At 38.0% G+C, this 11,957-nt stretch carries 16 protein-coding genes; 3 read left to right on the top strand and 13 right to left on the bottom strand.

What is annotated here, in order from left to right; all coding sequences use genetic code 11:
- The first annotated feature begins 4 nt into the window (after nt 1-4).
- Both OK18_RS00425 and OK18_RS00420 read left to right on the top strand, forming a co-directional pair.
- Nucleotides 5-1,360: a RagB/SusD family nutrient uptake outer membrane protein gene (locus OK18_RS00425; RefSeq protein WP_053326695.1), complete on the top strand. Its 1,356-nt coding sequence runs from the start codon at nt 5-7 to the stop codon at nt 1,358-1,360.
- 1 nt (nt 1,361) lies between these two features.
- Complete coding sequence (locus OK18_RS00420; protein ID WP_167336344.1) at nt 1,362-2,804, top strand: TlpA family protein disulfide reductase; 1,443 nt, start codon at nt 1,362-1,364, stop codon at nt 2,802-2,804.
- A gap of 53 nt (nt 2,805-2,857) precedes the next feature.
- Here the strand turns inward: OK18_RS00420 and OK18_RS00415 are convergent, their stop codons facing one another.
- The 3 genes from OK18_RS00415 to OK18_RS00405 all read right to left on the bottom strand — a co-directional run bounded on the left by OK18_RS00415 (nt 2,858) and on the right by OK18_RS00405 (nt 4,085).
- Nucleotides 2,858-3,127 (bottom strand): hypothetical protein, encoded by a 270-nt coding sequence (locus OK18_RS00415; protein ID WP_053326693.1) that lies wholly within the window; start codon nt 3,125-3,127, stop codon nt 2,858-2,860.
- A gap of 100 nt (nt 3,128-3,227) precedes the next feature.
- On the bottom strand, nt 3,228-3,668 hold the full coding sequence (locus OK18_RS00410) for a MauE/DoxX family redox-associated membrane protein (RefSeq protein ID WP_053326692.1): 441 nt from the start codon (nt 3,666-3,668) through the stop codon (nt 3,228-3,230).
- Nucleotides 3,669-3,821: 153 nt separating this feature from the next.
- Nucleotides 3,822-4,085, bottom strand: coding sequence for a hypothetical protein (locus OK18_RS00405; protein WP_156173188.1), 264 nt, complete (start codon nt 4,083-4,085; stop codon nt 3,822-3,824).
- Between the two features lie 464 nt (nt 4,086-4,549).
- Between OK18_RS00405 and OK18_RS00400 the strand changes: the two genes are divergently transcribed.
- On the top strand, nt 4,550-6,190 hold the full coding sequence (locus OK18_RS00400) for a helix-turn-helix domain-containing protein (RefSeq protein WP_053326690.1): 1,641 nt from the start codon (nt 4,550-4,552) through the stop codon (nt 6,188-6,190).
- A 254-nt stretch (nt 6,191-6,444) separates the two neighbouring features.
- Here the strand turns inward: OK18_RS00400 and OK18_RS00395 are convergent, their stop codons facing one another.
- From OK18_RS00395 to OK18_RS00355, 10 genes are all read right to left on the bottom strand, one after another.
- Nucleotides 6,445-7,251: a PRTRC system ThiF family protein gene (locus OK18_RS00395; protein ID WP_053326689.1), complete on the bottom strand. Its 807-nt coding sequence runs from the start codon at nt 7,249-7,251 to the stop codon at nt 6,445-6,447.
- Nucleotides 7,251-7,952 (bottom strand): hypothetical protein, encoded by a 702-nt coding sequence (locus OK18_RS00390; protein WP_053326688.1) that lies wholly within the window; start codon nt 7,950-7,952, stop codon nt 7,251-7,253. Before OK18_RS00390 ends, OK18_RS00395 begins: the two co-directional genes overlap by 1 nt.
- A gap of 11 nt (nt 7,953-7,963) precedes the next feature.
- Complete coding sequence (locus OK18_RS00385) at nt 7,964-9,121, bottom strand: hypothetical protein (protein WP_053326687.1); 1,158 nt, start codon at nt 9,119-9,121, stop codon at nt 7,964-7,966.
- Between the two features lie 17 nt (nt 9,122-9,138).
- On the bottom strand, nt 9,139-9,357 hold the full coding sequence (locus OK18_RS00380; protein ID WP_053326686.1) for a PRTRC system protein C: 219 nt from the start codon (nt 9,355-9,357) through the stop codon (nt 9,139-9,141).
- A gap of 11 nt (nt 9,358-9,368) precedes the next feature.
- Entirely contained in the window at nt 9,369-9,992 is a 624-nt protein-coding gene (locus OK18_RS00375) for a PRTRC system protein E (RefSeq protein WP_082129102.1), read from the bottom strand.
- A complete protein-coding gene (locus OK18_RS00370) occupies nt 9,982-10,347 on the bottom strand; it encodes a hypothetical protein (RefSeq protein WP_156173187.1) in 366 nt (121 codons plus the stop codon). The genes OK18_RS00375 and OK18_RS00370 overlap by 11 nt, the downstream gene beginning before the upstream one ends.
- Nucleotides 10,348-10,352: 5 nt before the next feature.
- Nucleotides 10,353-10,694 (bottom strand): hypothetical protein, encoded by a 342-nt coding sequence (locus OK18_RS00365; RefSeq protein WP_053326684.1) that lies wholly within the window; start codon nt 10,692-10,694, stop codon nt 10,353-10,355.
- Nucleotides 10,695-10,698: 4 nt separating this feature from the next.
- On the bottom strand, nt 10,699-11,004 hold the full coding sequence (locus tag OK18_RS21005; protein WP_156173186.1) for a hypothetical protein: 306 nt from the start codon (nt 11,002-11,004) through the stop codon (nt 10,699-10,701).
- Nucleotides 11,005-11,116: 112 nt separating this feature from the next.
- The gene (locus OK18_RS00360) at nt 11,117-11,527 is read right to left on the bottom strand and encodes a hypothetical protein (protein WP_053326683.1); all 411 of its coding nucleotides are present in this window, start codon (nt 11,525-11,527) and stop codon (nt 11,117-11,119) included.
- Entirely contained in the window at nt 11,502-11,939 is a 438-nt protein-coding gene (locus OK18_RS00355) for a hypothetical protein (RefSeq protein ID WP_053326682.1), read from the bottom strand. Before OK18_RS00355 ends, OK18_RS00360 begins: the two co-directional genes overlap by 26 nt.
- Between the last annotated feature and the right edge of the window lie 18 nt (nt 11,940-11,957).

Genomic DNA, 11,957 nt, shown 5'->3' with positions numbered 1-11,957 from the left:
AATTATGAAAAAGATATTTACTATTTATTCATGTGTTATTCTTATTATTCTTACTTCCTGTTCCAAGGAATGGCTTGAAGAAAAACAGGACATCAAACTTATTGTTCCCACAACATTGAACGATTTTGACCTGTTGTTAAACACCTCAGCATTTGAACAGGATGGCCGTGGTTCGACGGAAAACGGTTCCGATGAAGCAGATTATACATTAGCACAGTTTAATGCTTTACCATTCCCTTTTCAGCGGAATTTGGCAACATGGACCGTTACAGAATTTGAGCAACTTTCAACAAATCAGAATGAATGGAATATCGCTTACAGTCAGATTCAGGTTTGTAATGTTGTTCTGACCGGACTCGATAAGATTGTACGAGACGAAAACAATAAAGAGCTGTATGATCGTATAAAAGGTACAGCACTCTATCATCGTTCACGGCAATTTCTAAATTTAGCGATGACCTTTTGTAAGTATTATGACGCTAGGAGTTCGACGAGTGATTTAGGTATTCCACTTAAGCTAACTGATGACATCGAAGAGCCAATTTTTAGGTCCACTTTGGAAGAAACCTATCAAAGAATTGTTCAGGATCTGCTCATTGCTTCGGAAATTCTACCTATTGAAAAGTTATCAGCAACCCACATCGCAAAAGGTGGAGCGTTTGCTTTATTGGCACGCTCTTACCTTTACATGGATAATTTTAGAGATGCAAAAAATGCTGCCGATTCAAGCTATAAGTATCATAATTATATTGAAGATTATAATGCTTTAAATCCTGCTGCATCTCGTCCTTTAAATATTCAGAGCAAAGAAATGCATATTCCATTGAACCCCAGGATGAGTGTTGGCTATGCTACGGTCGGTAGGATCAATCAGGATCTCTATAACAGTTACGATGGTAATGATCTGAGAAAAGTACTGTTCTTTAAAAAAGAAACAGACGGAAGATATTCTTTCAAGGGACATTACAGAGCTGCGCTTTTTTCGGGAACTTCGACGCCAGAAATTTTACTAATTGGTGCTGAATCTAGAGCCAGACTTGGGGATAGTAAAGGCGCAATACATCAACTTAATATATTATTGGAAAAAAGATTTAAGACAGGACAATTTGTACCTTATTATGCTGGAACCGCTAATGAAACATTAGACATTATTTTAAGTGAACGAAGAAAAGAGCTGCTGACCAGATGTCTCCGGTGGCAAGACCTAAAAAGATTAAATCGTGATCCTCGGTACGCTAAAACACTTACAAGAACCATCGGTGATCAGACCTATAGCTTACCTGCAGGAGATCCACGGTATGTGCTGCCAATTCCTCAATTTATTATAAATTTTAACGGGATTACCCAAAATGAACAATAACATGAAAAATATAATAATAACCTTAATCTCGCTTTTGTACGGCATTTGCACTTTTGCACAGGGCAATACAAAAATAACTATTAATATTCCGCAGGTTGATACCACACAGCTGCGAGCAACAATAGGCATATTAGACCCTATGCTTAATTTAGATTCAAAATATTACAGGGACACCGCTGTAATTAAGGACGGAAAATGCCAATTTACCTTTGATATCAAACATACAAGTTACATTTACTTGCTTATTAATAACAAATACGTCACCATGCCAGGCGATTACGCTGTTTTGGTTGAACCAAATGATGACCTGACTTTTGATGTTCCTTCGATAAAAGAAGTGGGTTTTTTCGGATGGGGAATTGGGAAAGTTAACGTTAGTGGAAAGGGAAGCGAGAAACTAAACTTGTTCAAGAAGGCTATGGGCAAATGTCTTGAAATTTATGCGAAAGACCCAGACTATGCTAAACAGAGTATAACCTACAAATATGAAACCACCGATAAAAAATTAAGTGTAGTTGACTCGATGCTAAGCAGAGATAAAACTGTACCTTCAAATATTAAAGATTTGTTAAAAGCACAAATGTATGGAACAATGATGACAATGCTTTTTAGATCAAGTAAGCGTAGCGAAAGTGATTCTCTCCGGTCGTTATTTGATAAATATATCGTTTCTAAGAATCGAATGGATGTTTTCTTTAAAAAGGATGTGGTAAAATATGGAAGAACCATAGGGTCGTATCTGATCTTATCGGAGTTTAGAAATCCAGTCACTGTCGGCGCTGACGATTTCGAAAAAAAACATAAGATTCGTTATGCGGAAATTCTTGTAAAGCGACTTAAAAAATATCCTGAAATCAGGGATTATCTTTTATCAGACCATTTGTGGACATGCATTAGGGGAGGTTTTGATTCAACGACGACAAAGCTATATCAATATTATTGTGACAATGCAGATTTTAATAATCCTAATTACAATGGAGTTGTTAAACTTTATGAAAATACCGAAAAGAAATTTGCTGCAGGGAAACCCTTTTATAATTTTGCTTTGCCGGACTCCACAGGAACTATTCATAAGTTGACTGATTTTAAGGGAAAAGTTTTAGTGATAGACTTCTGGTATAACGGATGTGGGGGGTGTAAATTAATGGTTCCTGCTTTAGAACAGGCTGAAAACGAATTGAAAGGTAAGAACGTTCAATTTATTTCCATTGGAATTGATAAAAGAAGGTTATGGTTAGAAGGCATCGGTAAGTATTCCAGTATCAATTCTTTACAGTTGTATACTGAAGGGCAAAGCAAGGACCATCCAATGATGAAATATCTAAATATTTCTGCTTATCCGCGACTAATTATTGTTGATAAAGAGGGTAAAATTGCGGAAGCGCCTCCGGAACCAAGATCCAGAAAAGCAGACTTTATAAAATTTGTCGAAAAATTATTGTAATTATATATATGCATTAAAAAGTCAGCCATATCCTAGATATGGCTGAAATTACATTAATTGTTTGGACGTACTCCGTAGTGCATTTTATTCGGATCATTAGTCGGTTGCCCCGTAGTGGTATTGTACTCCTGCGAACAAAGATCATCTGTAGATTCATAACATTTATTTTCGCCAATAACCTGAGGTCCTCGTGAACCGTCAGGATTCACGTAAAATTCTTGTAAAGCCACTTTTGCATAGCTACTTGCCGGAGCAAAAGAGAATGCTGCGAAACTTCCAATTGCAAGGGCTGCAATTCCTACTGTTACTCTTAAATTTTTCATGATGTTGGTGCTTTTTAAATCAAAAAGCTAAACTTTAGTTTTTTGCCTACTCTGGATTCAGGTTTTCGGCTTCCCCTGTAGTTTAGATATTAATTTTAATCTAAGTGGCCTGAATGCTGTGTGAGGTTCGTCTTAACGAAGAGAAAGTAATCAGGCCAATGAGGTTAATTGCAAGCACACCAGAGTTGAAATACAACTGATCGGTCCAGTTCATACTTCTAAGCACGGCTATGCAAGAGCATGGGATGCTTGGTGCAAATTTTAAGATATAGATCAGATAAGCTGTATAGGCAATGATGACCGATAATGAAACCAGAAGCCCCATCCTTCTCCAGCTCTTGTTCAAAAGGAGGATAACAATACCAACATGGACAACCTGTAAAAGGTAAGGGAGGATAGCTCCAGCTGCAGACAAAAGGTATGCGCCTTTAATCTGACGGGCAAAAGTGTCAAAATCCAGAACTTTACTCACGAAGGTAAATGCCCATACAAGAATGAGTATAAATATGGTCGATTCAGCAACGATGTTCTTAATTCTCATGATTTGGTTATTTAGTTGTTGTTATAAGCTGAAAGGCAGCCGCTAATTGGATTTGCCCAAAATCTGCTTCCTAATTTCGATTTCTTCAAATTTATACTGCCTTTGAGATCAAATGCAAGCATTTGCAGTCTCAGAAACCTTATGGACACTGTACTAAAAAGCTTTGTCACTTTTGTATCTCCATTGATCCTTATCTTTTGGAGGCGGATCTGCCACCTGGTTTTCCTTGCCATCGAAATACAGAACTGGTGCTTTGACCGAATCAGCTTCGATTTTTTGATACATTCTCTGTCGATATTCTTTACTTGCCTGATTCCCATGATCTGGCTCAATATCCATTTCATACTCCCTGCATGCTTGTAGCGCGCAAAAGGAGAAGAGCATTATCGTAATTGAGATAACCGTTGTTTTTTTCATGATAAATTTTTTAGGATTATCTCGGCGCCGAGATGATGAATTCTGTTGACCAAATTATCAGTCTTAGCGTCATGTTAAAACAGTTTGGGGTATCAGAATACACACGGACAAACGGATTTAATGGCATCTTATCTTATGTAATGGAATGAAAGAATAAGGAGTTTTAGTGCTATAAAAAAAATAGCAATTCGAGCTTGCGTTTTTTGTGTATCGGAAATCCTCGGAAGTGTATTTGTTTCCTCGGACAGTGATATAAATTATTTTATTAATTTAATTATAATGTTGAAAATCAATAGCTTGATAAAGTTGTTAATCGAAACTTTTGGAAGTTTAGGTGAATTATCTGCTATGTCGATTTTTTTCTTAAATTTATCATTATACTAGCCATGAACCATCTATTTATTCGTTTTCTGTCAATCATATTACTTTATCTGTGTGAATCATTATTTGCGCAGAAGAAAAACTTGAGTGAATTTTATTTGCTTCAGAGGCAGTACGAGACCAGGGTTGAAAATGACTCCACTGCATTACCTCTTGTTGAGAAACTGATCAAAAAAGCAAAAAATGAAAAAAATCCAATGCAGTTGTATCTTGGTTATACAGATGCAAGATACTATTCTCCCGATCCGAATGTGAAACTAAAGTATGCGGATAGTGCAATTTATGTTGCTACAAAAACACAAAATGACAGTCTGATAAGCAGTGCCTACCTGAGCAAAGGAGTGGTTTATTATTTCTATCTGAAAAAGTACAATCTTGCACTCAATCAATACTTAAAAGCATTTGAAAAGAATAAAAACAACAAAGATCCCTATTACCGAAATAAGATCAATTACCATATTGGGGTCATGAAAAGTTATATTGGCTATTATAGCGATGCTTTAGACAATTTTGAAGAGGCCAGAGGATTTTTTGAAAATGAAATCAAGAAAGATCTGCATCCTAACGTTATGTATGGCAATCAACGCGGCTATAATAACACACTGCATCAAATGACTGTATGCTACCGAAATCTATATCATTTCAAGAAAGCAGATTCATTAGTTGCTCTCGGGATGGCAAACACATGGAAAAATCCAGATTATAGGCAGGAATATAGTTATTATATAAAAGAAGCTGGTATAAGGGATTACCGCAACAGGGATTACGCTGCCGCAATCAAATCGCTTAAGAGTTCCTTGCCTGCTCTTATAGCCGTTAATGACTTTGCCTGGGTGTCGGTATCCTATGCCTATTTAGGTAAAGCACATTGGAAACTGGGAAATGAAGAGGAAGGCATAAAGAATTATAAAAAGATTGACTCAATTTTTACTAAACATTCATTCTTGCTTCCCGAAGTAAGAGATATTTACGAAGAACTGATTACCTATTATAGGGAAAGGAATGATTTTTCTACAGCCCTTTATTATACAATGCAACTTATCAAGGCTGATAAGATCATGGAGAAAGATTTCAGATACCTTTCCAGTAAGATCCAGAAAGAATATGATACCCAGCGGCTTTTGCAAGAAAAAATACAATTAGAAAGGAAAGTAGCTGTTAGAGGCTGGATCTGGCTCAGCCTTGCTTTTTCAATAATCATTTTTGTCTGCTACTGGGTCATATGGGTCAGATCAAGAAAAAAGGTATTTGGGAAAAACAGTTTTATGGGAATACATTTTAGTGGAAGTTCCCTAAATTTAGCTCCGACCGGAACTTTTAGAATCAGACATTATAAGCCTACAGATCTTGGAAAAGATGTTGTCGAAGATATCCTGAGAAAGCTAGCCGGATTTGAAATGAACGAAGAGTTTCTTCAGGCCAAAACTGATCTCAAGAATTTAGCAAAGAAATTTGATGTTAATCCCAATTATCTTTCACATGTAATCAATGAGCATAAGGGATCGAGTTTTAACCGATATTTAAGTGAACTACGAATACATTATATTACGGAAAAGTTGCGTCACGATCCTCTATACCGTAAATACAATAGTGCATCGTTAGCAAAACACTGTGGAATTGCTTCACGGACAAATTTTTCAGCACTTTTCAGCGAAATAAACGGCATATCGTTTAGCCAATATTTACACAATCTTAAAAATGAATTGAATACAGAAGAGGTGTAAGATGTCCTAAAACCGCACCAAAAATTATCAACAAAAGCGTATTTTTAGCATAGGTAATTGTTTGATTGTTAATTGTTTGATCGTAATTTTTCTAAAAACTCAAATTATTGAGAGCAATTTTGCGAAGCCCTGGGATACTCTGTATCCCACATAGAATCCGCAACGGCTGTAGGGTAGGCAAGGGCACGCAGCGGACAGCCGTTGCAGCCGCTTCCGCGCCGAAAGCCAACGGCTTTCGGCCGCCGGCAGTTTCTTCAACTGCCTACGGGAATGGGTTGGGACCTGAAATTTTGTAAGTTCACAAAGAATCCACGATTTTCTATCATTCCGGTTCTGAGTAGGTTCCAAAGAAGGGAGCATCCCATGTTGGCCAGTGTTGAATTGATATAAAGGTCTTGCTTTTCGAGTGCTTCGGCAACGGAACAGCTTGGTGTTTTATCAGTCTCTTGGGATTCTATGAGCAAATCCCCGTACTGGTCTGTAATAAAGGGCATACTGTTTACCGGAATAAATTTATTGGATGTAGGCTGCTCAATATTTCCAACGGTAGAAAGGATAACCTGTCCCGACTGCTTTGTGTTTCCGAAGTCCATCCAATATTTTGGAATATCACGTTGTATGTAACCCGTATCTACATTTGATATTATATCAGCAATATCGAAACGTGATTGTACATTATCTACACATGAAAGGTAAACAGATGCCTGTGCGTGTTGGGGAATCCCGCTCAATCTGTCACGCTCAAATTTCAGCACATGTGCCTTCCAGTTTGAGCCAGTCCACCTGTTTGCTCGGTTGATGAGTGCGATTGCTTTTGGAAGTCCTATTTCGGACTGGGCAAAACGCTGACGTGCAATGTTTGGTTGTTCCACAATGTCGTTATCCCATAGATGCACATCTATGCCCGGATGGTCGAGAGCCATCAGGCTCAGATTAAGCTCCATCAGAGCGGTGATTACCTTGGAGCCCGTACCTCCTGCCCCGATTACATTGATACGGATAGGGTTGGTTGCATGCATCAGTTCGTTGTCCAAGAAATGAACTTTGATTTTTGTTTCCATTACAATAGATCATTGAGTTTAAAGCCTGTTTTAATGAGTAATTCAGTCGGGAACTTTTCCCCTGTGGAAATAAGGTTCTCCCATAGCTGAATGCAGTTCCCTTTAATCGGGTTGTGACCTGCAATAAGATGGCTGAAATTGCTGTGAAAAAAATATTGTTCCCATTTTTTTATAAACAATACGACGGTGTCCGTATTGTCCTGATCGACATTCACTGTTCCCATGCAGACATTTCCATTTTCATACAGATTGAAGAACGGGGCATGATAAATCTCGGTGGTGAGGGTGGGCCTTTTGTTACTTTTTAAGGCATAAACATTAAGCTTTTTTCTGTCTGCTATCCACAGCATTGCGGGGACATGGGCAGGGCCATCCGTTAAACCAAGACCTTTTGAAAAATGCAGATCCCTTATCTGTGCTTTGCTATACCAGATAACTTTTGAATGGATTGGGTCAAGATGAAGAATTTCAGTAGGCAGTAGCTTTTGGCTAAGGAAATTTCTGCTAACGTCATTCGTCACCAGTGCTTTGCTAAGCTCTGCCGCTTCCTGAACCGTTAAAGGGTGGGCATTGTGTGGCAAACCATAGAAATCAAATGAAAAATGTTCCACATAAGCCTGTTTTTGATTTTCCCCCTCATAGAAAACAAGCATGGCAGAGGGATGGTAAAGTTGTCCGTAGTTTTTTATTGTATTTTCCATTTTTCTTTTTTTTAAGTGTTTATTAATAAATAGGCCAGTCTGTCCAGTAATTTGAACAGGCGTATTTCAAAATCAAGATTGCCGTATACTTTACGAGCTTTATCGAAGATGGTTGTAACGGTAGGTTCTTCAATTGCTGAATATTCCTGAAACTGATCATTGATGCTTTGTATGAGCGTTTCACCCAGCCAATCCGAATGATCGGCATAGAAAGAAACATAATTTTCCATATACATAGTGTAATGTAAATCCTGCTCAACATCTTCAAAAAGGTTAGTTAATTCTGTGTTTTCAAAAATGTTTTGATTGGGATAATTTTCATAAATCATAAGTGTTTGCTTCGCTATATCCAGTACTTTCTTATCCCAGGAATTTAGGCATTTAAACTTCTGGACCCGCTGTTTGAAAAAATCAATATTTTTAAGGTTATAGATTTTCTGTCCGATAATGTCGCCGATCATTTCAGCCCTTTTAAAATCGATCTGTCGCTGCTTCTGGTCTTCATCCTGATCATCCATTAACCAATCTTGTAGCATTTCATATTCTTCATACAGGAAACTGTCATCATCACGATAGTAGGGAATTTTTGCTATTTGGTATAAATAGCTGAAAACAGATAACAGCAGTATTGCACCTTTTTTTCTTTTCTTAATTCTTAACCATTTAAACAAGGGCATAACGGGAATATAATACAGGACACCATTCTGATGGACTTTTTCCTGATTTATCAGGCAGTAATTATTATCGTGCATATAAAGATGCAGGTTTTCAAAATCGGCTTTGTCCCGATAATTCTTTGAAATTTCGTCTAGGGTAACCGCAATATTATAAGGGAATCCGAGATGCATATAATCCACCTGTTCAATATTGTATTGTTTGTGCAGATAGGAGAGGGACTTATAAAAGTCCCGCTCCATTTTTTTATTTTCTGCACAATTCGTGATGCATTTTGATTCCAGCAATTTAGGCAGAAACCTACACTTTAGAAAAGCATCGGTAACATGGCTCTTGGAACGCTCAAGTTCTGATCTGTGCGGATTTCCTGCTGATCTTTTGTTCTTGCCAGTGACCTTGCAAAGTTCAGGAGTTGCCCGTGTAGCTTTTGCTGTTGGTGATTTTTCGGAAGCTTTATTCTTCCGGTTATCAGTATATTCTTTTGCATGATTCATATTCTTGCGTTTTACAATTAACCTTTAGTACCCATCACAGATTCAAAGCGATACTGGATACTGTCGTCTATAATCTCAGGTTTTGAAATTTTAGCGGTCACCAGAATGGGGTACATTCTAGTATAGAAATTTAAGACCGCTTGAAGGCTCCATTTTGGTTCAGGATCGCTGAGGAAAATTTCCTGATCTTTTTCTTTGAGTATAAATACTCGTTGAAGTGCTGTTGCTACTAACATAATTATCTATTTTAAGGGTTATTAGTATCATTCAAAAAGTCATCTTGGTCTTTGTGCAAAGTGTCCATATGCGCATTGTCTGTTTCATCGATAATTTGCCCGGGATTTTGTTCTGCTGTCGCGTTAAAGAGACTTGGTGCAAAGAACCGCTCGTACACTTGCTGTTTTTCACGGATTGTTTGCGCATGCTCGGGGTAGTCACTGCCTTTGGGAAGAGCTGACCATGCTTCTTTGTACTTACCTTCTTTTTCAAAGATTTCGGCTTTTAACATAGCTTCATTATACTTCCTGTTTTTAGCATCCTTTTCCTTCTTTTCCTGTTCGGCTTTCTTTTTATTCATTTCAGAATTCGCTTCGGCAATCTCCAGTTGTTTGAGAAAATTACCCATGTTGGAAATTAAACCGTCTGCTTTTTGTAAAGGCTTTTTGATATGTTCAAAAAAGCCGTCATCAAGTTCATCGGGCGTTCCTGTAACATTAAAAGGCGGAATAATATTCATGGCTTTGTCGCCACAGCCGTCGTTTTCGATCAAGATAGAAACGATTAGATGGGTTTCTGTCGCCTTGGTAATGGATAGCGTCAATTTGCTGTTCATATCCATTTGCCTGATCTGTTTGAAAAAATTAGTTTCCATAATAGTTCATTTTTCTGTTGCTTACGAATTCTGTGATTTTCTCTTCTGAAAAACCTTCCTGTCTTAAAAAATCCTCGTAGGCTTTCATTTCTCTATTAAATTCCGCTGTACCTTCCTCGCCTGTGAGAAAGAGTTTATGAGCGGTCCCGTCTTTCAGGGCTTTATGAATATCCCTGTACAGTTCTTTAATATGTCTTCGTTGGTCGGAAAGCTTACGGACTTCCATTGCGAACATTTGATAACGCGAAAGGACGTCCAAAAAAATAAAGGCTTCCACGATATTCTGATTTTTATAGTTTTCCACAAACCTGTTATATACCCAGTCTGCGAACTTGTTTTTTGCCTGTATGTCCATTGTTATCATTTTTCAAGATTAATTTTATTTAAGTAGTCTGTATACCGTTCCGTAAGCTCCTTTCCCTTTCTGAACTTTTCCGTTGTATAGTTGAAATGCTCCTCGAATAACTGTACTTCTTTGGTACAGAGGTCAATGTAATAGCGGTAGCACGCATTTACCCTTTTTTCGTCCAATTTGCAGTGCTTTTTGATCAGAAAAAGTTCCCTGTTGTCGTCATTGAAAGAAAGCAGGGGCAGAATAATTTCTTCAACGATATAGCCCTGTTCAGGTGCGCTGTTGGTGTCCAGTACACAGGTGATTTTTTTGCCGTTGCTTAGTGTGATATAAAGATTTGATCGTGTCATGATGTTAATTTTTAGATGTTAATATTTGCTGTATCAGGTGGATATCAAAATCAAAAGTTGTGTATTTGATGTCCTCGAATCCTTCGTAGTTTGCCAATCCATTTGCGCCAACTATTAAGCTGTCACTTCTAATGTTTTCAAAGTGACTGCAAAGCTGTTCTATTTCTTCCGCCCGTGCTTCCAAAAAAGTGAGGTTATTCTCTCCGAACCATCGTTCGTAGAATGGTACTTTTTGATTTCTGCTCCGTAGAAAAATAGCTCCATGATCTTTTCGGGAGATATATCCCGAAAAAGATTCTATGCTCAGCAATTCAAGCAGGTCAGTCGTTTCGAGCGTTTTTTTTAGCCAGTCTCATGATTGCTGCGGCCAAGCTCACTGAATGCTTTAATGAGCATAAAGTCAGTTACTCTATCCGATTTCTTCATGGCACAGATTTTAGGTCAATGTCAATCAACTTTTTTGTACCAAACAACATGTAAATGGCATATTTCATTTCACAGCTACATTCTTTTTGCTCAGCAAAACGTATAGTAGCATGGATGCTAAAGAGCGCATCGTAACCGTCAAATAACTGATCTCGAAAAGTCTTTTTATTCCTGTACAGCCTTGCACCATTCTTATGATATGCTATTTCAAAATCCGTTATAAGCTTGTACCAAAATTCCGCCGTGATATGTTTTTCAGTCCAACTGTTGGCAATCAGTTCCTTATTCTTCTGAAAGTATTCCGACTCCTTTTTCATAAATTCCGTCAAGTTTTTAAGCTTATCGGGAAAAAGGGTTGCGATCAGGTAAGCCCTGTCAAGGTTATTCATTTGTTTCAGTGTTTTCATTTTCCTTGATTTTAAATTCCATTGTTTTTACTTCGTGATCTCCAAAAAACAGGTCGATGGCCAGTCGCATAAAGTAGGTAGCCTTGCCTGAACCTACATACTGCACAAGACAGTGGATGGCAAACACGGAATTGTGGGAGTAGAAAAACTGGTCTGCAAAAACGCGTGGGTTACGGTACAGTTGTACATTAAATTTTTGTAGGATCTCCTCCGCATTACGGATCAGCAAATACCAGTAGTCCGCTGTTGCAATGCACTCTTTCGACCAAGCTTTTCTAATCGGCAGTTCCCGCTCTCTGAAATGTTGGATTTCAGCCTGCATAAAGTCGGTGAGGGACTTAAGTTCCTCGGGAAAGAGTCTCGCCATCAGGTAGGCTCTTTCAGTATTATTCAATTCGTTCAAAGATTTCATTGTCTTGTTTTTTAGAGG

This window comes from Chryseobacterium gallinarum (genome assembly GCF_001021975.1).
GTDB classification, from domain to species: domain Bacteria; phylum Bacteroidota; class Bacteroidia; order Flavobacteriales; family Weeksellaceae; genus Chryseobacterium; species Chryseobacterium gallinarum.
This window is presented reverse-complemented; position numbering and strand designations above follow the sequence as displayed.